This is a genomic window from Halostagnicola alkaliphila (genome assembly GCF_055379965.1).
The window spans coordinates 2,671,331-2,695,858 of the sequence record NZ_AP043826.1 but is presented as its reverse complement, the minus strand read 5'-3'; the positions used below and the strand labels follow the sequence as shown (position 1 = coordinate 2,695,858).

General features: G+C 61.9%; 28 protein-coding genes. 18 read left to right on the top strand and 10 right to left on the bottom strand.

Features of this window, described 5'->3' with window-relative positions:
- The first annotated feature begins 198 nt into the window (after window positions 1-198).
- The gene (locus tag ACZ5C7_RS18715; protein WP_464377782.1) at window positions 199-1,179 is read left to right on the top strand and encodes an SDR family oxidoreductase; all 981 of its coding nucleotides are present in this window, start codon (window positions 199-201) and stop codon (window positions 1,177-1,179) included.
- A 638-nt stretch (window positions 1,180-1,817) separates the two neighbouring features.
- On the opposite strand, the gene ACZ5C7_RS18710 is transcribed toward ACZ5C7_RS18715, so the two are convergent.
- Window positions 1,818-3,077 (bottom strand): ArsA family ATPase, encoded by a 1,260-nt coding sequence (locus ACZ5C7_RS18710; protein WP_464377781.1) that lies wholly within the window; start codon window positions 3,075-3,077, stop codon window positions 1,818-1,820.
- 191 nt (window positions 3,078-3,268) lie between these two features.
- On the opposite strand from ACZ5C7_RS18710, the gene ACZ5C7_RS18705 reads away from it, so the two are divergent.
- Complete coding sequence (locus tag ACZ5C7_RS18705) at window positions 3,269-3,631, top strand: hypothetical protein (protein WP_464377780.1); 363 nt, start codon at window positions 3,269-3,271, stop codon at window positions 3,629-3,631.
- Window positions 3,632-3,690: 59 nt separating this feature from the next.
- Here the strand turns inward: ACZ5C7_RS18705 and ACZ5C7_RS18700 are convergent, their stop codons facing one another.
- Window positions 3,691-4,791, bottom strand: a complete 1,101-nt coding sequence (locus ACZ5C7_RS18700; protein ID WP_464377779.1) for a pyridoxal phosphate-dependent aminotransferase — start codon at window positions 4,789-4,791, stop codon at window positions 3,691-3,693.
- Between the two features lie 122 nt (window positions 4,792-4,913).
- Here ACZ5C7_RS18700 and ACZ5C7_RS18695 point away from each other — a divergent pair, with 122 nt between their 5' ends.
- Together ACZ5C7_RS18695 and ACZ5C7_RS18690 are read left to right on the top strand one after the other, a co-directional pair.
- Window positions 4,914-5,429, top strand: coding sequence for a CinA family protein (locus ACZ5C7_RS18695; RefSeq protein WP_464377778.1), 516 nt, complete (start codon window positions 4,914-4,916; stop codon window positions 5,427-5,429).
- Window positions 5,430-5,529: 100 nt separating this feature from the next.
- Window positions 5,530-6,024 carry a metal-dependent hydrolase gene (locus ACZ5C7_RS18690; protein ID WP_464377777.1) on the top strand — a complete coding sequence of 165 codons (495 nt, stop codon included), beginning with the start codon at window positions 5,530-5,532 and terminating at the stop codon, window positions 6,022-6,024.
- Between the two features lie 247 nt (window positions 6,025-6,271).
- Here ACZ5C7_RS18690 and ACZ5C7_RS18685 read toward each other — a convergent pair whose 3' ends face one another.
- On the bottom strand, window positions 6,272-7,213 hold the full coding sequence (locus tag ACZ5C7_RS18685; protein WP_464377776.1) for a cell division protein CdpA domain-containing protein: 942 nt from the start codon (window positions 7,211-7,213) through the stop codon (window positions 6,272-6,274).
- 212 nt (window positions 7,214-7,425) lie between these two features.
- On the opposite strand from ACZ5C7_RS18685, the gene ACZ5C7_RS18680 reads away from it, so the two are divergent.
- Together ACZ5C7_RS18680 and ACZ5C7_RS18675 are read left to right on the top strand one after the other, a co-directional pair.
- The gene (locus tag ACZ5C7_RS18680; protein ID WP_464377775.1) at window positions 7,426-7,713 is read left to right on the top strand and encodes a DUF5789 family protein; all 288 of its coding nucleotides are present in this window, start codon (window positions 7,426-7,428) and stop codon (window positions 7,711-7,713) included.
- A gap of 6 nt (window positions 7,714-7,719) precedes the next feature.
- Window positions 7,720-8,418, top strand: a complete 699-nt coding sequence (locus ACZ5C7_RS18675) for a CPBP family glutamic-type intramembrane protease (RefSeq protein ID WP_464377774.1) — start codon at window positions 7,720-7,722, stop codon at window positions 8,416-8,418.
- A gap of 115 nt (window positions 8,419-8,533) precedes the next feature.
- Here ACZ5C7_RS18675 and ACZ5C7_RS18670 read toward each other — a convergent pair whose 3' ends face one another.
- Entirely contained in the window at window positions 8,534-8,947 is a 414-nt protein-coding gene (locus ACZ5C7_RS18670) for a universal stress protein (protein WP_464377773.1), read from the bottom strand.
- Window positions 8,948-9,114: 167 nt separating this feature from the next.
- Here ACZ5C7_RS18670 and ACZ5C7_RS18665 point away from each other — a divergent pair, with 167 nt between their 5' ends.
- Complete coding sequence (locus ACZ5C7_RS18665) at window positions 9,115-9,552, top strand: DUF302 domain-containing protein (protein ID WP_464377772.1); 438 nt, start codon at window positions 9,115-9,117, stop codon at window positions 9,550-9,552.
- A gap of 269 nt (window positions 9,553-9,821) precedes the next feature.
- A complete protein-coding gene (locus tag ACZ5C7_RS18660; protein ID WP_464377771.1) occupies window positions 9,822-10,916 on the top strand; it encodes an AI-2E family transporter in 1,095 nt (364 codons plus the stop codon).
- Here ACZ5C7_RS18660 and ACZ5C7_RS18655 read toward each other — a convergent pair.
- Window positions 10,823-11,206 carry a hypothetical protein gene (locus ACZ5C7_RS18655; RefSeq protein WP_464377770.1) on the bottom strand — a complete coding sequence of 128 codons (384 nt, stop codon included), beginning with the start codon at window positions 11,204-11,206 and terminating at the stop codon, window positions 10,823-10,825. The genes ACZ5C7_RS18660 and ACZ5C7_RS18655 overlap by 94 nt on opposite strands.
- A 54-nt stretch (window positions 11,207-11,260) precedes the next feature.
- Here ACZ5C7_RS18655 and ACZ5C7_RS18650 point away from each other — a divergent pair, with 54 nt between their 5' ends.
- Entirely contained in the window at window positions 11,261-12,055 is a 795-nt protein-coding gene (locus tag ACZ5C7_RS18650) for a class I SAM-dependent methyltransferase (protein ID WP_464377769.1), read from the top strand.
- A gap of 64 nt (window positions 12,056-12,119) precedes the next feature.
- Here ACZ5C7_RS18650 and nreA read toward each other — a convergent pair whose 3' ends face one another.
- Complete coding sequence (nreA, locus tag ACZ5C7_RS18645) at window positions 12,120-13,484, bottom strand: DNA repair protein NreA (RefSeq protein ID WP_464377768.1); 1,365 nt, start codon at window positions 13,482-13,484, stop codon at window positions 12,120-12,122.
- A 107-nt stretch (window positions 13,485-13,591) separates the two neighbouring features.
- Between nreA and ACZ5C7_RS18640 the strand changes: the two genes are divergently transcribed.
- Window positions 13,592-13,771: an HVO_2753 family zinc finger protein gene (locus ACZ5C7_RS18640; protein ID WP_464377767.1), complete on the top strand. Its 180-nt coding sequence runs from the start codon at window positions 13,592-13,594 to the stop codon at window positions 13,769-13,771.
- 9 nt (window positions 13,772-13,780) lie between these two features.
- Entirely contained in the window at window positions 13,781-14,047 is a 267-nt protein-coding gene (locus tag ACZ5C7_RS18635) for an elongation factor 1-beta (protein ID WP_464377766.1), read from the top strand.
- A gap of 206 nt (window positions 14,048-14,253) precedes the next feature.
- Here ACZ5C7_RS18635 and ACZ5C7_RS18630 read toward each other — a convergent pair whose 3' ends face one another.
- From ACZ5C7_RS18630 to ACZ5C7_RS18615, 4 genes are all read right to left on the bottom strand, one after another.
- On the bottom strand, window positions 14,254-14,685 hold the full coding sequence (locus tag ACZ5C7_RS18630; RefSeq protein WP_464377765.1) for a hypothetical protein: 432 nt from the start codon (window positions 14,683-14,685) through the stop codon (window positions 14,254-14,256).
- A 64-nt stretch (window positions 14,686-14,749) separates the two neighbouring features.
- Complete coding sequence (locus ACZ5C7_RS18625; protein WP_464377764.1) at window positions 14,750-15,436, bottom strand: MBL fold metallo-hydrolase; 687 nt, start codon at window positions 15,434-15,436, stop codon at window positions 14,750-14,752.
- Window positions 15,437-15,660: 224 nt separating this feature from the next.
- Complete coding sequence (locus ACZ5C7_RS18620; RefSeq protein WP_464377763.1) at window positions 15,661-16,848, bottom strand: cystathionine gamma-synthase; 1,188 nt, start codon at window positions 16,846-16,848, stop codon at window positions 15,661-15,663.
- A gap of 105 nt (window positions 16,849-16,953) precedes the next feature.
- Window positions 16,954-18,168 carry a DUF8127 domain-containing protein gene (locus ACZ5C7_RS18615; RefSeq protein ID WP_464377762.1) on the bottom strand — a complete coding sequence of 405 codons (1,215 nt, stop codon included), beginning with the start codon at window positions 18,166-18,168 and terminating at the stop codon, window positions 16,954-16,956.
- A gap of 252 nt (window positions 18,169-18,420) precedes the next feature.
- On the opposite strand from ACZ5C7_RS18615, the gene ACZ5C7_RS18610 reads away from it, so the two are divergent.
- The 7 genes from ACZ5C7_RS18610 to ACZ5C7_RS18580 all read left to right on the top strand — a co-directional run bounded on the left by ACZ5C7_RS18610 (window position 18,421) and on the right by ACZ5C7_RS18580 (window position 24,514).
- Window positions 18,421-18,711, top strand: a complete 291-nt coding sequence (locus ACZ5C7_RS18610; RefSeq protein ID WP_464377761.1) for a 50S ribosomal protein L21e — start codon at window positions 18,421-18,423, stop codon at window positions 18,709-18,711.
- Entirely contained in the window at window positions 18,708-19,064 is a 357-nt protein-coding gene (locus ACZ5C7_RS18605) for an RNA polymerase Rpb4 family protein (RefSeq protein WP_464377760.1), read from the top strand. Before ACZ5C7_RS18610 ends, ACZ5C7_RS18605 begins: the two co-directional genes overlap by 4 nt.
- A 61-nt stretch (window positions 19,065-19,125) precedes the next feature.
- Entirely contained in the window at window positions 19,126-19,713 is a 588-nt protein-coding gene (locus ACZ5C7_RS18600) for a DUF655 domain-containing protein (RefSeq protein WP_464377759.1), read from the top strand.
- Window positions 19,714-19,776: 63 nt separating this feature from the next.
- Entirely contained in the window at window positions 19,777-20,619 is an 843-nt protein-coding gene (locus ACZ5C7_RS18595) for a 16S ribosomal RNA methyltransferase A (protein WP_464377758.1), read from the top strand.
- 118 nt (window positions 20,620-20,737) lie between these two features.
- Window positions 20,738-22,033, top strand: a complete 1,296-nt coding sequence (locus ACZ5C7_RS18590; protein ID WP_464377757.1) for a mechanosensitive ion channel family protein — start codon at window positions 20,738-20,740, stop codon at window positions 22,031-22,033.
- A complete protein-coding gene (locus tag ACZ5C7_RS18585) occupies window positions 22,034-22,603 on the top strand; it encodes a HemK2/MTQ2 family protein methyltransferase (RefSeq protein ID WP_464377756.1) in 570 nt (189 codons plus the stop codon).
- Window positions 22,604-22,729: 126 nt separating this feature from the next.
- Complete coding sequence (locus ACZ5C7_RS18580; protein WP_464377755.1) at window positions 22,730-24,514, top strand: MutS-related protein; 1,785 nt, start codon at window positions 22,730-22,732, stop codon at window positions 24,512-24,514.
- Window positions 24,515-24,528 lie beyond the last annotated feature (14 nt).

Sequence of the window (24,528 nt, the reverse complement as noted above, 5' to 3'; positions counted from 1 at the left end):
GATTGCTTTGACGTGATTGCTTCTCCGCGAGCTCTACCATCCCGTCGACAGACGAATACTCAACTCCCGTGCCGTCGCTTACGCATCGCCAGTTGCTTCTCGCTCACCACTAGTCGATCGCTGAGACCCAGACCACCACCGAACGATGCGCGAGAAAAACCGTCGGTACTTAGGTGACGGTTCACGAACCCAACTGGTATGGCCATTGCTGAGGAAGCCGAGGGAACGGACGACGACGGGGGCCAGGACCCTCCCGGAGCCAGCGACGAGGACGAAACTGACATCGCGGCCGACGATCGGACGGCCTCGAGCGACGAGCGCGAGCGTACGACGACCCAGGACGCCGACGACCGGTACACTCGAAAGCAGTGCGTCCTCATCACCGGCTGTTCGTCGGGTATCGGAAAAGCGACGGCCAAGGCCTTCCTCGAGAAGGACTGGCAGGTCGTGGCCACGGCGCGCAACACCGACGACATCGCGGACCTCGCCGAGGCGGGATGCAAGACGCTCGAGCTCGATGTCACCGATCCTGATCAGGTTTCTCGAGCCGTCGAAGAGACCGTCGAAATCGGCGGTGCGATCGACTGTCTGGTGAACAACGCGGGCTACGCCCAGATGGGGCCGATCGAGGACGTCTCCACGCTGGATCTCCACCGACAGTTCGACGTCAACGTCTACGGGCCCCACCGGCTCGCTCGAGCGGCGCTTCCCCACATGCGAGCCCAGGGCGAGGGCCGGATCATCAACGTCTCGAGCATCCTCGGTCGCCTTTCGTTCGCCGGAACCGGCCCGTATTCGGGGTCGAAACACGCCCTCGAAGCGATGAGCGACTCGCTCCGGGCGGAAGTCGAGGAGTTCGGCATCGAGGTCGTCCTGATCGAGCCCGGGACCGTCGAAACGGAGTTCGTCGAGCGGACGGACGACGAACTCCCGGAGAATCGGACGCCGGCCTACGAGACGCTCTACGAGATCTACGACGACGCACAGCTGATCGGCGGCGGGGGGCCGCTCGCGATCGAACCCAGGGAGGTTGCGGCGGCGATCCTCCACGCCGGGACCTGTCCGGAGCCCCCGGCACGGTACCCCGTTGGCCCGATCGCACAGTACGGCTCCTACGCCCGGTTCCTTCCGGATCGGCTTCGCGACGCGGCGTACGGTCTTCTGCGGAAGTTCGTTTGAACATCGGCTCGGTCTTCTTCACGAGATCGATCCGAACTCGGCAGTCGGGCCGCGCAATTTCGGCTGGCTCGTTGCGGAGATGTTCCCGTTTCTCGTTCTCGTATTTGATCATCCTGGATGAGGCCATCGGACAACTATACACGTCCGATCCGGACCGATCGGGCCTGTGCGGTGGCGTGCGCTGCATCGTGGGTGAACCCGTGTGAACCCCGATGCAAAGCCGCGCGAGGGATGAGCGACGGAGCGAAGCGACAGAGCGAATCGGTTGGGGAGGATGTGGAAATCCCTACTGCCAGCACGAGAAGCGTTCCGAGCCGGTACTCCACGCTACGAAAATAGGGTTGATACGGCTACGAAGCGGATCAACTGGGGACGGGAAGTACGACGCACAAACGAAGCGAAAGGCTCGAACCCGTACGGGTGACGGCCCACGAGATCTGCGTCGCCGGCGTAAGTAGTTTATATTCAGGAGGGCCGCGATTCGCTTCAAAACCACCTTCGTTCGCACCCGCCAATCTTCGTTCGCACCCGCCAATCTTCGTTCGCACCCGCCAATTCTACCGATTTGGTTCGCCCTCCGAAGTTTCATCAAGTCTGCGATGTATCCGGCTGTTCGTCCCAGAAGAATGGACGATCTCTTATCGAAGACAAGCCGCGACGACCTCGAGCATCTCCTCGCCGCGAACTTCGTCGGCGAACAGCGGAACGCGACGCACGTCTGTCCCGCGGAAGAGCTCCTGGGCTTCCATCAGCGCGTTCTGCTGGACGTCCCAGCGCCGCTGACAGAACGCACACTCCTCGAGGTTCGGCTCGAGAAACTCGCCTTCGACGTCGTCGGTGACGTCCGTCAACGGTTCCATCACGCGGTTGACGACGAGCGTTCCGACGGGGATTTCGAACTCCCGCAACTGTTGGCGGAGTCGCTTGGACTCGAGGACGCTCATCTCCTCGGGGACCATCACGATCCGAAAGTCGGTCCGCTGGGGGTCCCGAAGCGCGGCTCGAAGGCGTTCGATCCGTTCGCGAAGCTCCTCGAGGTCGTCCATCCCGGGCTCTTGATCCTGATCGGGTCCGCCGCCGAACATGCCTTTCATGCCTTCGATCATCCCGCCGATTCGCTGGCGGAACTGCATCATCTTGCCCATCATCGAGTCCATCAGTTCCGGCAACTGTAGGAGTTTCAGGGTGTGACCCGTGGGTGCCGTGTCCACGACGACACGATCGAACCGGTCGTCGTCCATGTACTCGAGGAGGAGTTGGACGGCCGCGGCCTCGTCGGAGCCGGGCATGCTCCCGCCGAGCATGGCGTCCATCGGGGAATCGCCGCCGAGCATCTCGCCCATGCCGCCCAGCGGGCCGTCCGGGTCGCCGAGCGGGCCATCGGCTTCGCCCGACGGGCCGGTTCCGAATCCGTCTCCAGCGCCGCCGCCAGTTCCCGTGTTCGGTCCGGTGTCAGTTCCTGTACCCGGTCCGGTACCAGCGCCCGCGGTCTCCCCACCTCCCGAAAATATCGTCTCGGCGTCCTCGAGCGCCGCTTCGGGGTCGATCTCGGCCGCGTAAAGCGGTACGTCGTCGCGGATGCGGGTCGGCTTCGCCGGAATATCCGTTTCGTAGGTATCCGAGAGCGAGTGCGCCGGATCCGTCGAGACGACGAGCGTCCGGACGCCCCGCTGGGCGCTATCCAGCGCCGTCGAGGCCGCCATCGTTGTCTTTCCGACGCCGCCTTTACCGCCGTACAGGACGTACTCGGGTCCGTCGACCGGCTCGTCGCTCGGTTCGACGTCGATCGTCCGTCGTTCGACCTCGTCTTCGACGGAGTCCGTCGGCGTCACTTCGATCGTGTGGTCGTCGCCGTCCTCGTTCGTCTCTTCGACCGGATCGACGTCGAGTCCACTCATGCAAGCCAGTACCCAACCCAGACACGAGTAATCGTCGGTCCAATTCGAATTGGGAAACCTAACCGAACCGCAGTCTCACTGCACGATGATTGGCAGTATTAGGAATATTAATATCGGTATACGGACTTGCTACTCTAGTGGATAGCATTATATACGGGATCGTGGACGGATGAGCCGAGCGTACCCGAACAATGACGACAGCATACGAACCCACTGCATCCGAACCCACCGAGACCGAGTCCGCCGTACCCGACCCGGAGCCTTGCACCGAGCCGAAGAACTCGGATACCGACACCGTTCCGATTGATCCAGAACACGACACGCGGTCTTCCGATTCGAAACTCGAAACCCCGAACGATGCCCCGTTCCCGTACGACGGAACCGATCCCGGAAGTCGCCTCGCTCACACTCCCGCTCGGGGTGTGGTGGATTCGAGCGACGGCAGCGCCGTACTCGAGGGGTCTGCGACCTGTCCCGACTGCGCAAGCGAGACGATAAACGGCGCTGGCCTCTTTGCGTGTTCGAACTGCGAGTGGTCAGGATCGCTTCGGTAACGCCCGCAGCGCCATCCAAATCGGACCGATCGAACTTCCCCGTCCGAATCGAATGGATTTTACTCGAAGTACTCGATCAGCCGCTCCGCCGATTCTGCGACCCGCGGCGTCACGAGCGCGAATCGGAGCCACTCCTCCCGAGAACTCCCGAAGGCGGTCCCCGGCATTCCGGCGACGCCGGCCTCGTCGATCAGTCGTTCGACGTTCTCGAGCGTTCCCGGAAAGCCGTCGAAACGAACCATGACGTAGAACGATCCGTCGGGTCGAGTATACTCCGCACCCGTTCGCTCGAGGGCGTCGGTGAAGGTATCGACGCGTTCGCGAAGGCCCTCGCGGTTTTCTTGGTAGTACTCCGGTCCCGTTTCTCGGAGCGCGTGCAAAACGGCGTACTGGGCGGGCCGGCTCCCTGCGACGTTGACCAGCATGTGTCTGCTTCTGGCGGCCTCGACCAGTTCTTCGGGGAAAATTGCGTAGCCGACGCGAAAGCCCGTAATCGCCAGTGACTTCGAAAACGCGTTGGTGACGATCCGATGTTCGGAGTCGACCGAGAGCGCGCTCGAGAACGTTCCCGAGAGATCGTAGTGGTCGTAGACCTCGTCGCTGACGAGGATCGCATCGTTCGCTTCGGCGATGTCGACCAGTTCGCGGACCGTCTCCTCGGGATAGACCGCGCCGGTCGGGTTGTTCGGCGAATTGACCACGATCGCGGCCGTGTCCGCACTCGCCGTCGAACGAACGTCGTCCGGATCGAGCTGGCCCGTCTCGTCCGTTTCGACGTAGGTCTGGGTCCCCTCGAGCATGGTCGTCTTTCCCGGATAGTACGGATAAACGGGGTCGGTCAGTACGATCTCGGAGCCGCTGTCGCGCTCTAATGCTCGAGCCATCGCGAGGTAGTTCGCCTCGCCAGCGCCGTTGGTGACCACGACCTGGGAAACGTCCACGTTTCGGCGGGCGGCGATCTCCTCGCGCAGCTCGTGGAGGCCGTCGCTCGGCGGGTACTGGAACCGATCGGAATCCGCATCGGCGTACTCGTGGAGCCCCTCTCGGAGCGCCGCCGGCGGCTCCCAGTCCGGATTCCCGCTCACCATGTCGATCACGTCTCCCTCGGCCCTCGAGGCGTACTGCATCACGCGAAAGAAAAGCGGCGTCTCGTAGTCCATGCGTTCCGTTGGGGGCCGACAGGCCGTGGATCTTTCGACACGGGCGAGCTCGCGATTCGTCACGGGACTCGCCAACCGGCTTCACCGTTTCATTGAAACTTCCCGCTCTCTTCTGCTCGAGTATGAACGACGATATCGATCGCGAGCTTCCGATGCGGGTTGGCGACGCGCTGAGAGATGCCGAGGAGACCCTTTCTGTCGCCGAATCCTGTACCGGCGGGTTGATCGGCGCGGCGATCACGACGATTCCGGGGGCGAGCGATTACTTCGACGCCGGATTGACGACCTACGCCTACGACGCCAAGCGCCGGCACCTCGGCGTTAGTCGCGAGGCCCTCGACGAGCACGGGGCCGTCTCGGAACCCGTCGCCCGCGAGATGGCACAGGGGGTCCGCGACGTGACCGACGTCACCTGGGGAATCTCCGCGACGGGCGTCGCCGGCCCGACGGGCGGAACGGAGGAAGACCCCGTCGGAACCGTCTACATCGGGGTTTCATACGCCGGGCCGTGGGGAACCCACACTTCGGAAGCGACCGTTTCCCGATACGAGTTCGACGGCGACAGGGCGACGGTCCGGGCGAAAACGGTCGAACGGGCGCTCGAGGACCTGCTAGAAGCGATCGATCGAGTTCACTGAGACGACGGTTCCGACCGAGAGACTCTCGGCGGGATGAGTCGGGTCGACGACGGGTCTCGACAGAAAGCTATTCCGTCCTTCGATTCCCAGCGTTCAGTAGATGAACAAGAAGGGGCACGTTCTCAACGCCGTCCTGTTGAGTATCGGGCTGGGGTACCTGCTCGAGCCGTCCGGGACCGAAGAGACGTTCGTGACGATTCTGATGATCGGCGTTCCGGTCACGCTCGGTGCGCTGTTTCCGGACGTCGATACCGCCTTCGGCAAGCACCGCAAGACGTTGCACAACCTGCCGATTCTCGTCGCCTTTATCGCCTTTCCGTACTTCTTCGCGAACCTCGAGTACGTCTGGATCGGGATTCTTACCCACTACGTGCTCGACGTTGCAGGAAGCAAGCGCGGTATCGCGCTGTTTTACCCGCTCTGGAAGGAAGAGTTCGGCCTGCCGGTCGGCGTCGCCGTCAAGAGCAGGATGGCCGACCTCGTCACGGTCATCGTCACCGGATTGGAACTCGTCGTCGCCGCGTTGATCATCTATCAGGTGCCACAGTTGGGCCTCGAGTTGGGCGAACAGGCGATCGGGATGTGGCTACGGTAGGCTGTTGAACTGACTTCGAACCCGAGCGAGTGTCAGGAATATTGATTTGTCTCATACGGTCTGCTGTAACGAGGTGCCGGCGCGACCGCAGGGCGGCGGGGCCCGCTCCGGAAATGACTGACAGCAGACCGTCTCAGCATCGAACAGCAGTGAGGGGCCTCGATTCAGAACGAAAGATGTGTCGGCGTTTCGAATCCCGTACCCAGCCGTTTTAGCCTTCGAAACCAGCCGAACAACCAGTTGGACGTCACTCGAAGTCGAGGCTCGCGTCGCGTTTGTTCGGGGTCCACTCCTCGCAGGCGTCCATGTTCTCCATCGCACCGTCGTGATAGCCACAGTACGGTACCATGCCCGAGGACGTTCGAACGTACTCGAAGTGTCGGCAGTTCCCGCAGTACTGATCCGCAGGCTCGCCCGATTCGTCGGGTTCGACGGGGGCGTCGACGAACTCCGCATCGCGACCGTCGCTCGTCTCGAGCGGCGAGTCGATAGCAGCCGCCTTCGAGCCGCCGTCGCTGGTTGCGACCGTGCCAGCGCCGGCAACGCCGCCAGTTCCATCAGCCTCGCCGGTTGAAGTCGATGTCGAGTCCGATCCGACGTTCGTCTGCGTCTCGACTTCGCCGTCCGGATCGCTCCCGAGAAGCCCGACGCCGCCGAGAGGCCCGCCGCTCGAGTTGTCCACTTCGACGATTTTCGTCTCCCCTTTCCGGGTGACGTTCATCTCGAGCATGCCGCCCGGATCGTTTCGCGTTTTGAAGTTGACGACGGCGGTGAACAGACACCAGAGTGCGGTAAACAGTCCGAGAAGGTAGACGGCGGAGACGTGGAGTGTGAGGTTGTCACCGTAGCCACGCCAGTGGTGGGGATACGCGTGCCAGAAGAGTGCGACGCCGAGCAAGCAGAGGCTCGCTCCGATCGCAGCCGCGGCTTTGACTCGGCGAGACGCCGGTAAGACGATGAAGACGCCGACGAGTGCAGCCGGAACGCCGACGCCGGCCAGAATCCCCGCGGTCTCGAGTGCGGCGAACTGGTCGGTGAAGTATCCCGAGAAGAGGTCTGTCGTGGCGACGAGAACGGCCACAACTGCCAGCATCGCCCCGATAGCGACGAGAATCGTTCCTGCGTACAGCCGTCGGAGGCTCGACACCTCCCGTTCGGTTCCTTGATAGACCTCCGTCAGGCTGGTCATGGTGAGGGGGTTCGTACTCACACCACAAAAAACGATACGTCAGACACACATCGAGTCCCGGACACATATTGTGTGGAAACAACGGCTGAGGAGGGAGCAATCACGGAAATTCCGCGGGAGACGGTTTTGATTAGGGTGATCGATCGCTCGGTAGCCAACGGAACACTGTTCGAAGCGAAAGCTTGAATCGAGACGCTTGCAAAGTGCCCAGCATGAGCGACGACGAAGAAGAGACGGAACCCGCCGTATCCCTCGGGGAAGGGACGCCGGTCGAGGGTGCACCGCTGGCTCGAGTGAGCTCCCGGCTCACGTGGCCGAAAGAAAAGAGCGAGATCGGTCGGCTCGAGGGTGACAGCGTCATCAGGACACCTGAGGGTCCCCAGGAACTGTCGAGCGTCCTCGTCGATGTCGAGGAGACGTACTTCGAGCGCTATCAGGAGTTCGAAGCCCACGTCAGGGACGTTATCGGCACCGGGCCCGTCGAGACCGCGAGCGAGTAACTACCCGTGGCAATCGAGGACGAAAGCAGCAGCGTTCGCTGGCTACGCGACCAGTTCAATCGCCTCTCGTGGTTTCAGAAGTCGCTTCTTACCGGTGCGATACTGACGATTCTGTGGACGCGAACCGTTCCGTCGGGGCTGGACGAACGGGTCGTCGTCGACGGATTGTTACTGATCGTCGGCCCGCTCGCGCTCGGATTGACACACGGCCGGCGAATCGGCTGGACCATCAATCGAGTCGCGATTCGAAACGCGATACTGCTCTCGCTGTTCGTCCTTCCGTTTTACCTCGTCGGTTCGACGCTTCCCACGATCAGACAGTTTTATCCAATGTGGGAAACGTCGGCTGCCCCCGGGGAGTTCATCCCCCACGCGATCAAGTTGTTCATCCTCGCGCTTGCGGCGGAAACATACTACCGCGGATTGCTCTGTGTCGGCGTCAAAGAGATCGGATTCAAGGCGGTGCTCATCAGCCCCATCGTCTACATGATCCACCACTCCTCGAAACCGCCGATCGAGTTCTTGCTTTCGGGGCCCACCGACATCCTCTTCGGCGCGGTCGACTACAAGTCGAACTCGATTCTCCCGTCGGTGATCGCCCACGGCGTCGGCCTCGTCTTCCTCGACTGGCTGGTGCTTCACGATCCGCTGTTCGATCCGACGGGAGTGCTCGAGTACCTCGAGTGGCTTCCGATACCGCTTTAATCGGGATCCGAAACGGCCGGTTGACCGATCCTTCGACGCGCGAACGGGCTCCAACTCACTCGTTCACGCTTCTCAGAAGGCGTGCTTCCCCGACGACGGCAGTCGACAATAGCTGTTATCTAACGATAGTGACTGGGACCGTAGCGCGCTGGGCGATCGTTTCGGCGACGCTCCCGATGAGGAGTCGTTCGAGCCCGTGTCGGCCGTGGCTCCCGACGACGATCGCGTCGACTCCCTGCTCCTGTTCGTACTGCAAGATCGCTCGTGCCACCGAACCGAACAGCGTAACGGTCTCAATTTCGCGGTCGTGGGAGTTTGCGACCGCCTTCGCGCGCTCGAACAGATCTGTTGGCGTCTCTCGCCACTCGTCGGCGGGTGGAGCGGCCTCGATCTCGAGCGGGGCGTCTTCGGCGACGGTGCTGACGTGTAACACCGTGATGTGGGCCTCGGGATATCGTTCGAGCGCGTAGCCTACGACGTCTTCGAGAAGCGGTGTTTCGTCGATCGGCACGAGTACGTGTTCGGTCATGGAAGTATCGAACCACCGCGTTCGGCTTAATACGGGCACCACGATAGAGTGACCTTCCGATCGAGCAGACCGTCCACTCGAGACACGTCATCGGCACGAAAGGTGGTGTTCGGTGAATGAATCGTCGCTGGGGACTATTTTTCCGTCCCGAACACGAATCGAGAGATATGAGTCTGCCAATTGACCCGACCGAAATCGACCCCGAGCACTACGGTGAACACCGCGCGGTCCTCGAGATGGATCACGAGGAGGCGATCGAACACACTCGTGGCGTATTCGAACAAGCGGGATTCGGCGTTCCAGCCGAGTTTTCGCCCTCGGAACTGCTCAACGAGAAGGTCGACGCCGACAGAGACCCCTACTACGTGCTCGGTGCCTGCAACCCGAAGATGGCGGATCGAGTACTCGACGTGACGAAGAAGATGGGCGGGCTCTTCCCCTGTAACGTGATCGTCTGGGAAGAGGAACCCGGAAAACAGGTCGTCTACCACGTTTCGATCATGAAGATCGCCCGACTCCTCGGCATCGCGCCCGACGACGAAAACTGGCAAGCGATCGTGGACGAGACGAGCGAGATGGTCGACACCGCGTACGCAAACCTGTAGTCACTTGTTCCTCGTCGCGGCAGTGTTTCTCGCCACGGCAGTGTTCCTCGCCGCAGCACTGTTCATCGCCGCGGAGAGCGTCGTCTCAGAACCTCGGTTGCCGCGTCCTCGAGTGGCCCGGTGTCGATCCGCGATTGGAACGGAGATCCGTCGATTGCGACCGGTAGCGGAGACCTCGATCGATCGCCTCGCAGTATCCGCTCTTTATATAATATAACGAGACTGTTTGGAGTGTCAACGTTTACGTACCCGAAGTGAGATGTCCGCATATGGACGTACGAACCGGATTCTTCGCCTTCCTGTTGGTCCTCCTCGGAGCGATTACCGCGATGATGGTCGCCCCACTGTTTCAGTACATCATCGCCGCCTGTCTCCTCGCGTTCGTGTGTTATCCGGCCCACCGGAGGCTCGAGGAGCGAGTCGGTCTCAGAGTCTCGGCGTTACTGCTCACCGCGTTCGCCGTCGTCGCGGCGGTCGTACCGTTGTTGGCCTTCTCGATCGTGATCTTCGATACGGTGTTTTCGTTTCTGGACGGTTTCGACGAACTCGCCGCTATCGAGACCGTCCGAGAGTTAGCCCTCGAACTCGGCGTCGAGTCGGAGACGATCGATTCAGTCGAGACCCACCTCGTGACGGAACTCGAGACGTTTCTTTCCGAATCGGTGGAGTTCGTCCTCGCCGAGTTGATCACCCTCGTGAACACGACGATCGAAATGGCGCTCGGGCTAATGGTGTTGTTGTTCTTGCTGTACTACCTGCTCGTCGACGGTCCCGAGTTCGTCGCTTGGGTGAGTTCGATCGCGCCGCTCGAGGCCGACGTTCGCGAGGAACTGTTCGATGAAGTCGAAACGGTCACGTGGGCGGTTATCTACAGTCACGTTCTCGTGGCGCTGGTCGAAGGAATTCTCGGCGGAATCGGTCTCTGGCTCCTCGGCGTCCCCAACGTCGCCTTCTGGACGGTCGTTATGATCATCGTCTCGTTCCTGCCGGCGATCGGGATCTGGCTCGTCTGGGGCCCCGCCGTCGGCTATCTCTTCGTCGCCGGCGAACCGGTGAGCGCGGCTATTCTGTTGGTGTACGGTATCGCCGTTCTCTCCGTCGTCGACAATTATCTGCGTGCGATTTTCGTCGACCGAGAATCGGGGCTCCATCCCGCCGTTGTGCTCGTCGGCGTGATCGGCGGGATCTATCTGCTCGGCATTATGGGGCTGTTCCTCGGTCCCGTTCTGCTCGCGGTGTTCAAGGCGGGACTGAACGTATTCGGTGACGCCTACGGAGACCTCGAATCGTCGTCCACATCCGATTCGGCCGAACCGTCGTCCGAGTCGCCCACCACACCTTCTTCGGATGTCGCTGGCGAGTGACGGTCGACCGGATCCGTAGCCGAGTTCGTTGCGGTTTCCGAACGCTCTCCCTCGGCGCGTTCGCGTTCACCTTCGACGGATGCCCGTTCGGCTCGTGCACCCTGTTCTTTCCTTTCACCCTCTTCGTCCCGTTCGTTCTCGAGTTCCTCGAGGTACTGCTCGGCGTCGTATCGAACGTAGCCCGTGTAGAGCATGATGAGGGTGAACAGGATCAGCGGAACACCCAACAGGAGAAAGATCACCGCCAGTGCGGTAAAGAGGTCGGGTGGGAGCGCTCCTGGAACTGTCATACGTCCGTTCTGTGCCGGATCAGCTAAAGGGGTTCCGTTCGTTAACGGATCGTAATGGAACCCTCTCGAAACGACCAGCCGTGGGACCCCGACGCTTACGACGGTTCACACTCGTTCGTCTACGAGTACGGCAAAGCCCTTCTCGATCGGCTCGATCCCGTCCAAGACGAACGAATACTCGATATCGGCTGTGGGACGGGACAGCTGACGAGCGAAATTGCGGCGAGCGGAGCGACTGTCGTCGGTATCGATCAGTCTGAAGCCATGATCGAACAGGCTCGGTCGTCGCATCCGACCTCGGACCCGTCGGATGCGAATTATTCGTTTGTCCGCACAGACGCAACCGAGTTCACCGCCGACGAGCCGTTCGACGCCGTCTTCTCGAACGCGGCGTTACACTGGATCTCCGATCAGGAAGGAATCCTCGAGTCCGCTCGAGACGCGCTCCGTCCGGGCGGTCGATTCGTCGCCGAACTCGGCGGGGCGAAGAACGTGCAGTCGATCGTCGACGCCCTCGAAACCGAGTTACACCGACGTGGGTACGACAACGAACACCCGTGGTACTTTCCGTCGATCGGCGAGTACGCGCCGCGACTCGAGTCCCACGGCTTCGAGGTCCGGATGGCTCGCTTGTTCGACCGGCCGACGACGCTCGAAGACGGAGCGGACGGTCTCGCGAACTGGATCGGAATGTTCGGCGAGGAGTTTTTCGACTCGGTTCCGGACGACGAGCGGGACGAGATCATTGGCGCCGTCGAGGACGAACTCAGGCCGACGCTGTTTCGCGACGGCTCCTGGACCGCTGACTATCGCCGACTTCGGTTCGTCGCGGTCGCGGTCGACGACTAGCGATCGAGGACTCTCGAGGGCGAAGTGAGTTACGGGGAAAACGAGTGTACGGCCCCGCCTCCGCTCAGCGAGTCAAACTCCCGCTCGAGAACGCATCGAGACTGGATTGCAATCCTGCGGCGAGTTCCGATTTCCTGCGGAGTCGCTGGTGGGAAACGGGGAGCCGCCTCGAGACTTTCGCGACCGCGTCGTGGAAGGTTTCGGCTTCGCCGTACTCGCCGGCGATCGACTCTCGACCGTCGAGCCCCTGTTCGTCGGCGTCTCCGGGTGCGCCGTCGAAGGCGTTCCTGACGCTCTCGCGGACCTGCCAGACGCCGACGGGGGCCCAGTAGTCGTCGCTCACCTCGCGCAAAACCAGACACTTCGCCTGCCTGCCGATGGATTCCAGATGCTCGAGCACGCCCAATCGGGCCGCGTAGTAGGCTCCCGCCGTTTCCTCGACGTAGCCGGTTCGCCCCTCGTAGCCCTCGCTTGCGCTGGCCATCCAGACCGCGTCCTCTGGATTCGGGTTCCAGATGCTGCCGGGCGCTTTCATTTCGACGAGTTCGAACTCCCACCGGCCGGGCGAGAGGATGATCCAGTAGCGATTGCCCATGTACTCGTTGGCCCAGACCTGCACCTCGTTGATGCTCGGGTTCGTTCGAATCTGGCCGCGGACGAACTGGCCGACGGTGTCGTCGACGGCGGTGATCGACCACCGCGTCGGAACGAGTCGGCGCTGTTTCGTCTCGCCGAGCGCGCCGGCAGAAAGGATCGAGTTGATTTCGTAGACGTCGAACCCGCGGCGATAGAGGTAGGTCATCGCCCCCTGTGCCTGCCAGTCGTCGTCCTCTAAGGTCTTCTTCACCGCCTTCGGAACGTGAGGGTTCTCCCGCAAATCGGCGTTTTTCGCGTTGGCCCGCGGTCCGCGCGGCGTCGCCACGTCGGTTCCGGCGTCGAGACCCAGATCCGGCGTGTCGTCGAGACCGATCTCGAGGTCGACCGGCCGATCCGAAATCGCCACCTCGCGCTGGACGCCGACGAAGCCGTCCCAGACGTCGTCGACGGACGGTGCGAGTCGACTGGCGATGCTCGGGGAATCGACGTTCGCGGGCTTGCTCGAGTTCAACAGACCGGTTCGGCGCTGGAGGACGTCGTCGATGGCGTATCCCTGCTGGTACCACTTACCGTCGGTAACGTACTCTTCGGCCTGCTCTTCGTCCCCGACGGGCGAGAGCAAGCCGATCGGGATATCCGGGTAGTTCGACCGACCGACGAAGATGGAGGGGGCTGTCGATCCGACGAGGGTGTCACCCGAAAGGGATTGTTCGAAGTTCCGTTCGAAGTCCTCGAGGTGGTCCGTGATCGCGTAGGACTTCTCCTTCGCGAGACGCCGTCGCTCCGCCTCCTCGTCGGGCTCTAATTCCTCGATGTAGTCGTCGAGGCGCATTCACTCGAGCTACGGACGGTACGGGTTTGAATGTTCGTCCTCGGGATGGTTGCTCACCGAGGAACGGAAAGACAACCGTTAAAAGCGGCGGGAGGGAAGGTGGCTGTATGAGTTCCACGGATAGACGAGAGACGCGTTCCTGTGTCTCTTGTGGGATCAACATCTCGGGAACGAACGCTGCAGCGTTCAAGTGCCCGGAATGTGGCAAACAGATTTACCGCTGTGCAAAGTGTCGAAAACAGAGCAACCTCTACGAGTGCAACGATTGCGGATTCACCGGACCATAAGGGATTCCAATGGGAAAAGTAGCCGCCAAAATCAAGGTCATGCCGAACAGCCCGGATATCGACCTCGATGCACTCCAAGAGCGCCTCGAGACCGCCCTTCCGGAGGGCGCCAAGATCAACGGAACCGAACGCGAAGAAGTTGCGTTCGGTCTCGTCGCCCTGTACGCGACGGTCATCGTTCCCGACGGCGCGGGCGGAACCGAAACCGTCGAAGAACACTTTAGTGACGTCGAAGGCGTCGAAAGTGTCGGCGTCGAGAACGTCGGTCGAATATAACGTAACGCCGTTTTCGATCGTTTTTCACCCCGGATAGCAACAGCTTCGAAAATCGATTCGGGCTCGTTCTCGTTTTGCTCCAAGCGCCTCTTTCGACGGCGTTCCGTTCCAGTCCAGCTTCTTCCCCCTCTATCGGAGTTTTCCACCCTCTCTAGAAGGTTTAACTCCTCTAGGCGGTACCACGGGAGAAACGAATCGGCAGTGGCTCAGTTATCCGGGCCTCGAGCGCCGAGGTCGGCTTCCGAGACCATCTGTGCGCCGGTCGAGGAGAGGTCGATGGTCACGTCTTCGGTGACGGCCTTGCTGATTTCGTCGAGGTTCCCGGCGAGAACCGTCAACACGTCCTGCGGGTCGATGTAAATCAGCATGTTTCCGTCCTGGCCTTCCGTCACGAGCTGGAGTTCGTTCAGCGCGACCTGATTGTTCTGGATCGAGGCGGCGACGACGGGAAGCGATTTGGGTTTTCCGGACTCGTCCTCTCGAACCTTCCGGATGTGGACCGCATCGAGGTCGATGACGTCTTTGTGCGCTTTGATCTTCTCGGCGCAGTTGACCATGTCGTGCATGACCTCCGTTCGCTTCTCGTTGCCGTGATCGCCGTCGAGACAGTGCTGACAGACGCGAAGTTCGATTTGCATGGCCGAGCGTACTACCCGCGGCCCGATGAGATTTCCGCTTCGCTGGGCGGTGTGAAATACCGGCTTAGCTCGAGTGCACTCGACCGATTTCGGCAATTCGGTCGCTGCCCGATCGGCTGTACCCGCCGTGGAAACAGAGCACGTGGTCGATCTCGAGGGCGGCGAGCGTTTCGACCGACTCGAGGGCGCGGTCCATTTCGGGCGTGAACTCGGATTTCGGGCCGGAGAGCGATTCGGCTCCGTCCGAGACGAGCGCGTCACCGGCGATCAGAAGCCGTTCGTCGGGAACGTACAGCGAGAGGTGACCCGGCGAGTGACCGGGCGTCTCGAGGAGTTCCATCGGACCGACGGCCGTCGACAGTCGAGTCCCGCCGACGAGTTCGATATCGACAGATTCCGGCGGATACCGATCCCCGTCGCCCTTGATCGGCATCTCTTTGCCGGTGATGTACGGCGTTTCGTCAGGGTGGGCAGCCACCGGCACATCGACGCGCGAACGGAGCTCCTCGAGACCGCCCGCGTGATCGCCGTCGTGGTGGGTCAACACGACGAGCCAGAGATCGGACACGGAAAATCCGAGATCGGCAAGCGCCGTCTCGAGGGGATCGACCGCGCCCTCGGGACCGACGTCGACGAGGATCAGCCCCCGATCGGTTTCGACGACCGTCGGCGTGATCGTCAGCTCCCGGCCGTGAAACTCGAGCGTGAGTGCAAGTGCGTGAACCCCTGCGTCCGTTTCCGGTGGTGTCATGTGCCGCTGTTCGCACCGCGGGATCAAATGCGTACAGGAAAGAGAGTCGAGAAGGGGTACTCGACGAACCGCGCGCCGTCGCGTTCATACGGATTACTGTACCGATTTACCGGCGGTGAGTCGAACCGTGTGAGACGAGCCTCGGTGGAGGAGCGGAGCGAGTCCACCGGCACAACCGCAGGACTGGACGGGGTTACGCCGGAAATGACTGACAGTAAACCGTATCAGTACAGCGCGTCGTCGATCGCCCCCTCGAGATCGGCGATCAGGTCGTCGACGTGTTCGATCCCGACGCTCGCGCGGATAAGTCCGTCCGTCAGCCCGGCTTCGAGGCGCTCTTTTCGCGGTATCGCCGCGTGGGTCATCGGCGCCGGCTGTTCGATCAGGCTCTCGACGCCCCCCAGACTCTCCGCGAGGGTGAACACGTTGGTGTTCGAGACGACCGCGCCCGCCTCCTCGAGCGTGGCGTCGAGTTCGAAGCTCAGCATGCCCCCGAAGTCGTCCATCTGGTCGGCGGCGATTTCGTGTCCCGGGTGCGAGTCGAGGCCTGGATAGTACACCCGCTCCACGTCGGGGTGGTCCTCGAGCCACGTCGCGATCGCGCGGGCGTTCTCGCAGTGGCGGTCCATTCGAACGGGGAGCGTCTTCGTCCCCCGAAGGACGAGAAATGACTCGAAAGGGCCGGGCGTCGCGCCGACGGAGTTTTGATAGAATCCGAATCGTTCGTCCAGCGACTCGTCGTTAGTCACCAACGCGCCGCCGACGACGTCGGAGTGTCCGCCGAGGTACTTGGTAAGTGAGTGAGAGACGACGTCAGCGCCCAACTCGAGCGGTCGCTGGAGGTACGGCGTCGCGAAGGTGTTGTCGATGGCGCAGATCGCGTTCTCGGCGTGGGCGATCTCGGCCGCCCCCTCGATGTCGACGATGGACATGAGCGGATTCGTCGGCGTCTCGAGCCAGAGCAGTTCGGTGTTCTCCTGAAACGCGCCCTCGAGTGCCGAGAGATCGGTCATATCGACGAAGGAAAATTCGATATCGTACTCCTCGTAGACCTGCGTGAAGATGCGGTGCGTTCCGCCGTAGACGTCGTTGCCCGTAACGACGTGGTCGCCCGACTCGAGGAGGTTCAAGACGGTGTTGATCGACGCCATCCCGCTCGAGAACGCGCGGCCGAATTCGGCGTTCTCGAGACTCGCGAGGTTTGCCTCGAGATCCGTCCGGGTCGGGTTTCCAGTTCGGGAGTACTCGTATCCTCGATGGTCGCCGGGAGCATCCTGCTCGTAGGTCGAATTCGCGTGGATGGGCGTCATCAGGGCACCCGTTTCCTCGTCGGGGTGTTGGCCGGCGTGGATCGATCTGGTTTCGATGCTGTAGTCGTCCTCGGTGCCGTCCTCCTCGCTCGAGTTATCCATATGCGTGTGCGCGTCGCCCGGGCGGATTACTGTTGTGCCAACGGCCTGGTAAAACGAGCGTGCAAACCACACGCGAAAAACGAGACCCGTCGTGTCCGAAACGAATTACGCCGGGTCGGGCCTCGGGGTGAACCAGTAGCCGTACGCGATCAGCGGCCACCCGAAGAGCCCGGCACCGACGAGCGCGATCAGCGTGAGAACGCCGCCGAACAGCCCGCCGGCGGCTCCGCCAAAGATCGCGTGAGAAAGTCCAGCGAGCGTGATGGTGGCGATCGGTACTGCGAACAACACGCCGGCGAGCGGTCCAAACTGTCGCGTGCGTGCGAAGAATCCGACGAGCGTGAGCGCCGATACTGCGGCGGCGATCGCGGGTAACGAAACGAGTGAAAACGCTCCGAACGACGAGGAAAGCACGCTAATACTGGCCATCGCGACACCCGCGATCCCGGCGATACCAGCGATCGATTTCGCTGACAACGGTCTCGAGACGCCGCCGACGGCCTTCCGGAGGAGCCAGCCGCCGACGACGAGAAACGCGACGCCGACCGACTGAAGGACAGCGGTGATCGGCGCGACGAGCAACTGCACGAAGAACGCGCCGGAGTTCTCCATCGACACCGCGTAGTACGTTCCGTCGTCGTCAACGATCTTCTCTGAAACGTCGAAGCCGGTCACTTCCTCGCCGCCGACCGCGGATTGGGCTTCGCTCGAGGCTTCGTCGTACGGCACCGCGATGCTGTCCATCACGCTCTGAGCGGTCGTGAGCTCGAGTTCGATCAAGACGTGATCAGAACTGTCGCCGACTGCGCTTTCCCACTCGTAGTACTCGCCGCCGTAGACGGCGTACTCGTACCGATCATTGTCGTCGGCGACGAACACCAACTCGTCCGGATGCTCGCTGCCGGGTTCGTCGTAGATGCCTTCTTCGGCCGCACTGTCGAAGGCATCGCCGACGCCGTCAGGATTGTTTTCGGCGCGTTGCTCGAGGTCGATCACTTCCGGTGCTGTCGCCGCCTCAGCGGGCTCCGTTTCGGGATCGAACGATTCCGCCGTAAACGTTAGGTCGTCTCCGGCGGCCACCACGACGGTAAACGAAACGGCGAGCGCGAGCCCGACGAGACAAAGAAGGGCTATCGCGAGGTAACGAGGCCACGGCGGTCTCGAGGGAACGGTACCGGTAGACGGTGGACCGTTCGAATCTGTCCCGTTTGAAACGGCATCGTTCGAAGCCGATTCGTTTCCTGCGGACGGACGAGACGACTCGACACCGCTCGGTTTGGAGCCGTCGGACGGCGGGTCGTCTCGAGGAGGGCGATCCATACTCACTCGTATCAATAAGAGATAATTAACGTATTCGTTCGACTTCTCGTCAAGAAATTCCCGTCTTGGGTCGTCTGTGTGCGACGTGGCGATTCGAGGATCGCGACTCGGTGAGGACGCCGCTGTCGTTCGGTACTGATAGGAGTCGTTCGGTGTCGGTGAGTCGGTCGGCCGATGACTGCTGTCTGATCGAACCCGTGGCGATAAGACGTGCGTTTTATAACCATCACCGCTCAAAAGGCTCGTACGACTATGCCGAAATCTAATGGGCCACGCCAAGGAACTCGGAGAAAGCTCGCAAACAACCCTCGAGACCGCGGAACGTCGCCGCCACAGCGTGCGATTCAGGAGTACGACGAGGGCCAGAAAGTCCACCTGAAGATCGACCCGAGCATTCCAGACGGTCGCTTCCACCCTCGGTTCGACGGCCAGACCGGTAGCGTCACTGGAAAGCAAGGCGACGCGTTCAAAGTTCAGATCACCGACGGCGGCAAGGACAAGATCGTACTCGTCTCGGCCGCTCACATGAGCGCGCAGGAATGACGATCTTCAAAACGATCGTCGACGAGGAGTTCCTAACGGTTTCGGAAGTGAAAGAACACCTCGCCGACATCGAAACGGAACGCTCGCTCGATGAGGATCGCGAGCTTCGCTACGAGCTCGCCCGCACCATCGAGCACGTCAATCGGTTCACCGTCCTCGAGCCCGAAGACGCTCGAGCGCTCGTCGATGACCTCCAGGACCACGAAAAGGTCGACGAGGAAACGGCGTACAAGATCACGAATCTCCTCCCACAGGACCGCGACGAACTGCGATCGGTCTACGCACAGCAGCGGTACTCGCTGGACGGAGACGAACTCGACGACATTCTCAACACCGTCGCCCAGTACGCTTAAATTCCGAGCCGAGTGATAGCGAGCCGACTCTTTAAGTACGCCGTCACCGTATCGGAACCTAATGAGCGAAGCCGAGCGCGACGAGACGAATGTTCGCCGTACGGTTGTGCTTGATTACCTCGCACACGGCCTCTCCGACGACGGTCGCCCGCAGTACGCGAAGTCTCCTGCGGGATACGCGATGGATATCGAGGACTTTGGGCTTTACGAGGTTGCGTTCGACGAAGACGAGCGGCTGACGATCGGCAGCGAGGTCGTCGTCGAGCCCGACGAAGAACGCGAAATCGTCGTCGACGCACATCCGGTCGACTACGACACACTCTCCTCTGGTGCCCAGTCGGAACTGGAGTACGTCGTCCAGGATCTGGTCGAGGACAACGAAGAGCGATTCGTCGACTTCTACAACGACGCCCAGCCGATCACGCTTCGTCTTCACCAGTTAAACCTCCTGCCGGGTATCGGGAAGAAACTACGAAACGGGATCCTCGACGAACGCAAGCGAAAGCCCTTCGATAGCTTCGAAGACCTCGAGGATCGCGTCTCGGGACTACACGATCCGGACGAAATCCTCGTCGAACGGATCATTCAGGAGTTGCGCGACGACGACCTGAAGTACAAGACGTTCGTCGGTCAACGCGACGAATCCTAACCAGTCGATTCTTCTCGAGCCGAGACGGTGCGTTTACACTCGACGGCCCCATAGCGGCGCGCAATGAGAGACCCAGACGGTCTGATCGCCCGGGCCGGCGTCCGCGGCGATCCGGACCGCGATCAGCACTTTTTGATCGACGATCGCGTGCTAGATCGGTTGCCGACGTATCTATCCGAAACCGACGCCGACACCTCCCACCTGCTCGAGATCGGTGGCGGGACCGGGGCGTTGACCGATCGGCTACTCGAGACGGGCGAGCGGGTGACCGTCGTCGAACGCGATCGAAAATTGGCGGCGTTTCTTCGCGAGGAGTTCGCCGACGAGATCGAGGCGGACCGACTGACGGTCGTCGAGGGGGACGCACTCGAGGTCGAGTTGCCCGATTTCACCGCATCAGTTTCGAACCTTCCGTACGGCGTCTCGAGCGAGATCACGTTTCGGCTACTGCCGAAGTCGCGACCGCTTGTATTGATGTTCCAACAGGAGTTCGCCGAGCGGATGGTCGCGAAACCCGGAACATCCGAGTACGGCAGGCTGTCCGTCTCGACCCAGCACTACGCCGATGTCGAACTCGTCGAATCGATCCCGAAGGAGGCCTTTTCTCCGCCGCCCGCCGTCCAGAGCGCTGTCGTCCGCGCGACGCCGCGGGATCCGGACTACGAGGTCGCAGACGAGCAGTTCTTCCTTCGGTTCGTCAAGGCGCTGTTCACCCAGCGCCGGAAGACGATGCGCAACGCGATCCGAAACACGGGACACATCTCGAAACTCGAGGATCCCGACGCGGTCGTCGAGGCGGCCGACGAAGACCTCCTGCGAAAGCGCGCCGGTGCCGTGACGCCAACGGAGTTCGCCGCCCTCGCCGAACTCGCGACGGACGTGACGCGAATAACTGATGACGGGTAACGCACCGCAGACGGCCCGTAGACGAACGATCTGTGGGGCACCTAGTCGTCATTCGAACGCCTTTCTCGACCGACGGATACAGGTGGGTGCAACCACGATTCGGTCCAACGGTGAATAGATGTTCGAGGTACTCTTCGGATTCGACTGGTTAGGGGAACAGTTCGCAACCTCAAACCAGCGTCTCGCAGTGACGGCCGCGGCGGTCGGGATTTTGCTAGCCGTTCTGCTGTCGTACCGACGGGTTCAGGATTGGCTCTGCAACCGTGTTCGGCCACTGTACGTCGATATTATCACGATGGCAATTCTCGTGGGAACGTGCATCCTCACGCTGGCGATTATTCTGGGTGTCTGGCAGCAAACCCAGGAGGTCCGAGATATCTACCTCGAACTCGGCCTCGGTGCGCCGGCGGTCGCCCGCGTCGTCATTTCGGCCATTATCCTCCTGAGCGGGCTTATTGTCAATAGATTCACCCGGCGGGTTATTCGAGAAGTGTTCGCCTCGTCGACGGCGGTCACCGACCACCAGCGGGAGGTAACACACCGCCTTTCACAGGTAGCTGTCTGGTCGATCACCCTACTCGTCGTCCTCGGCGTCTGGATCGACGATCTGAGCGGCTTGCTCGTCGGCGCGGGACTGTTCGGCGCGGGGCTCGGCATGGCGGCGAGACAGACGATCAGTTCGATCCTCGCCGGGTTCGTGTTGATGTTCGCCCGTCCGTTCGAGATCGGCGACTGGATCGAAGTCGAAGATAACGAGGGGACCGTTACCGACATTTCGATCTTCAATACGCGCGTGCAATCGTTCGACGGCGAGTACATCATGATCCCGAACGATCTCATCGCCTCGAGCATGGTTACCAACCGCTCGAAGCGCGGCCGACTCCGCGTCGAGATCGAGATCGGCATCGACTACGCGACCGATGTCGGGCGAGCGTCGGAGTTGGTCGAAGCGACGATGGAGGACCTCGACCTCGCACAGGCGGCTCCAGCCCCGCAGGTGGTCTCGAAGGGCTTCGGTGACTCTGCGGTACTTTTGAGCGCGCGATTCTGGATCGACAAGCCGAGCGCGCGTCGACGATGGCAGGCCCGGACGGACGCCATCGGAGCGATCAAGGACGCGTTCGAGGAAGAAGGCATCAAAATCCCCTACCCACAGCGCGAACTCTCGGGGCGAACCGAACGCGGTGGATTCGAAATTGCTGGCCGGGACCAGCGTGCGTCTCCGACCGACGCCGACAGCAATTCCGATCCGGACGGCGACTCGAGCGAGCGGGAATCGACCGAGTACGACGAACGAGACGATGCCAGCGCCGAGACGAGTTCCGTGACCGACTCTGACTCGAGGTCCGAGTCCGCCGCCGAATCCGGCTCCGATCCGGAAGGCGAACGGGTAGCCAGCCAGGAGGACGATTAGATGGATCTGACAGACCAACGCGGACTCGAGACCGATGTTTACCAGCCGGCCGAGGATTCGCAATTACTCGCTGAAGCGGCCTGTGAGCGTCTCGGGGACAGGGATCTCGTTCTCGAAGTGGGGACCGGGTCCGGACACGTCGCAACCCGAATCGCGGACGAGACGGATGCTCGAGTGATCGCGTCCGACGTGAATCCACACGCATTGGCACAAGCGCGCGGTGGCGGCGTCGAACCCGTGCAGGCGGATCTGGTGACCCCGTTCGAAGACGACGCCTTCGATGCGGTCGTCTTCAACCCTCCCTACTTGCCGACGGAGGCAGAAACCGAGTGGGACGACTGGATGGAGCGGGCGCTTTCGGGCGGCGAGGACGGCCGCGAAGTCATCGATCCGTTTCTCGACGACGTCGGCCGCGTTCTCGCCCCCGACGGGGTGGTTCTCTTGCTCGTGAGCAGCCTCACGGGCGTCGAGGAAGTCGTCGAACGAGCCGGCGAAAACGGGTTCAGCGCCGTCGCGGTCGCCGACGAATCGTTCCCCTTCGAGACGCTGACTATCCTCGAGTTGCTGTAAGTTGCTACAGTCGCCGTTTTTGTTATCGGATGACGAGCGTTGTCGCCACTCGAGGCCAGCCCGACTGACTGGCAAATCCCGGAGCGGTGCCACAGTGTTCAAGGCAGTTCCCTCGAACGTTCGAGTATGCGACTCGAGGAGTACTGGGGAGTCGGGCCGAAGACCCGCGAGACGTTGGTCGCGGAACTCGGCAGGGAACGAGCGATCAGGGCGATCGAAAGCGGCGACGTTCGGACGCTCTCGGAGGCCGGGTTACCCCGCGGCCGGGCGACCCGGATTCTCCGACGGGCGACCGGCGGTGCCGGGATGGATATTTTGGCGACCAGCGACGCCCGCAAGGCGTACAAGGAACTGCTCGATCTCGCCGTCGAGCACGCCGTCACCGAGCGCGCCGCGGATCGGATTCGAGTCCTCACACCGCAGACGAACCGAGCGGAAATGAACGAGCGTCTCGACTCAGTGCTGGCCGCGCGGGACGCCTGGGCCGAACTCGAGGACGACGACAGGGACCGCGTTCTCGAGGCCTACGAGCGATACGACGAGCGAGACGAGAGCGAACATGCGGCCGTCGAGACCGCCCTGGCCTTGCTCGAGGCGGAGGTCGACTCGGGACCGTTCGAGGCGATCGCGAACCTCGAACGGGAGACGCTCGAAGATGCGGCCGACGCACTCGGCGCGTTGGCTGGCGGCCGGGTTCGCGAGGGTGCTGACGACGAACTCGATCGGCTTCGGACCGCGCTCGGTGCGGTCGAGGACATGGACGCGAACGCGCTCGAGCTAATCGAGGAACTTCGAGACGACGGCGTTCACGACGTCGAAGGATTCCGAGACGCATTCGAGGACCGACTCCTGAGCGAGACGGACGCGACGATCGAGCAGGTTCGAGAGGCGATGCCGACGGACGCGACGGACGCGAACGATTTCGTCGGGAGCACGCTTCGCGGGCTCCGATCGAACCTTACAGAAGCCGTCGACGAACGCGAAGAGACCGTCGCGACCGAGTACGAAGATACGCTCGAAGAGGCGAGTGAGGCCGTTGAGAAGGCGGTTTCCGCGGTCGACGAGATCGCGTTACACCTCTCGCTCGCCCGATTCGCACTCGCCTACGATTGTACGCGACCAACGTTCGTCGGAGACGAGAACAAACAGAGCGACGCTGACGCGATTTCGGTTATCAACGCGCGGAACCTTTCGCTCGCGGCTCGAGAGGACGAGTCGGTTCAAGCGGTCACTTACGGGCTCGGGGATCACGACGTGACGGCAGTACCCGACGACGTCGGCTCCGTTCCCGGACAGGAAGACGTCGCCGTCCTGACGGGAGCCAACAGCGGCGGGAAGACGACGCTTCTCGAGACGCTCTGCCAGGTCGTGCTACTGGCGTCGATGGGGCTGCCGGTCCCCGCGGATCGGGCCGAAGTGACGCCCGTCGATTCGCTCGTCTTCCACAGGCGACACGCGAGTTTCAACGCGGGCGTGCTTGAGTCGACGTTGAAATCGATCGTGCCGCCGCTGTCTTCGGGCGGGCGGACGCTGATGCTCGTCGACGAGTTCGAAGCGATCACCGAACCCGGGAGCGCGGCCGATCTGTTGCACGGGCTGGTGACGCTCTCGGTCGACAGGGACGCAATGGGCGTGTTCGTCACCCACCTCGCCGATGACCTGGAGCCACTCCCGACTGCGGCTCGCGTCGACGGCATCTTCGCCGAAGGGCTCAATCCTGACCTCGAGTTGCTCGTCGATTATCAGCCGCGGTTTAACACCGTCGGACGCTCGACGCCGGAGTTCATCGTCTCGAGGCTGGTCGCGAACGCGACCGACCGAACCGAGCGGAGCGGCTTCGAAACGCTCGCCGAAGCCGTCGGGGACGAAGTCGTTCAGCGGACGCTCGCGGATGCACGATGGGACGAGTGAAGCGGGGAAGACTC